This is a genomic window from Pseudomonas sp. Sample_9, assembly GCF_004307535.1.
In the GTDB taxonomy this organism is placed as follows: domain Bacteria; phylum Pseudomonadota; class Gammaproteobacteria; order Pseudomonadales; family Pseudomonadaceae; genus Aquipseudomonas; species Aquipseudomonas mercuritolerans.
In genome coordinates, this window is the sequence record NZ_RAZO01000180.1 from 12868 (window position 1) to 14069 (window position 1202).

Sequence of the window (1202 nt, forward strand, 5' to 3'; positions counted from 1 at the left end):
CGCACAAACCGGTTCGCCCGGCCAAACGTGCCGAAATCATTGAACCGCACACCCATCTCGCGCATGACCTTGTGCGCCACCGGCACGGTCATCTGACGAATGTAAAACGGCTCCTTGACCACAAAATGATGAATCCCGTGACTGCTGCCGAAGTTGAAGCAGAACGCTTGCAACGGCCACAGCCACCACGGGTTCAGCACCTGGCATTGCTGCAGCACATTGCCCGGTTCGACGTCGCCGTAGTAATGCATATTCGAGCTGATGAAGTGCAGGCAGAAAGTGCGCAGCACGTTCGGGCCGATGATCACCACGGCGGCGATATCGATCACCTGCATCACCGAAAGTGTGGTGGCCGACCACTCGATTGGCGAGCCCAGCAAATAGGCGATGCCATTGGCCCCGTGAAAGCCGAGAAACACATACCACGCGCCCCAATGCAGCAGCGCCAGCGGTGCGTAGACCTTGAGCACGCGTTTGCCGATGCTCCACTTGTGTGCCCAGGTCTTGGCGCGCAGCAGACGGATGAACGCCGACATCAGGTTGTCGCCAACCATCAGCAGACGGGCAAACCCCCACGGCTCGCCGTTGGTGATTGCGCGCTCTTCCATGTCGGCTTCAGTGCCGGAAACCTTGTGATGGTTGAGGTGCAGATGACGACGGATCCACGGGTTGATCGTGCTCGGCCGCGCCAGCCAGACCAGGCCCATCATCAGGTTGTGCGGCACGCGTTGTTTGCGGAAGTACATGCTGTGGATCAGGTCATGTTCCAGCTCATGGGTCAGCGAGGCGAAAAAAGCATTGAGCAGCAGGCACACCCACCAAGCCATATGGCCAGTGATGTACAGCGCCGCCGAGCCGATCATCCCGGCCAGCGCGAACGCCAGAATCCCCGCACCGAGGGCATCCTGATGTTGAAGAATCGGGTAGCGCTCACGCAATTGCGTGCCTTTGGCCAACACCACCTGGCGAATATGCGCCGAGCGCTGCGCCGCATTCAGTCGTTCAGGGCTTGCAGAAGTACCGTCCATGCTTCCATCCTCGGGTCTAAGATGAATGCATCGTGCCTCGCTTGGGCTGGAACCGCGCTAGCCAAGAACGCCAACCTGTTGACCGGACGCGCCAATTCGCATGAAGGAACCGACCTCCCTCGCCAGCTGGACCCGCGCCTTGCGCAAACAACTCGACGCGCTCGGGCTGGACAG

At 60.1% G+C, this 1202-nt stretch carries 1 protein-coding gene; it reads right to left on the reverse strand.

All coding sequences use genetic code 11. From position 1 onward, the window contains the following. A partial coding sequence (locus tag D6877_RS10085) for a fatty acid desaturase (protein ID WP_130910655.1) occupies nucleotides 1-1028 on the reverse strand: 1028 nt, incomplete at its 3' end. Nucleotides 1029-1202 lie beyond the last annotated feature (174 nt).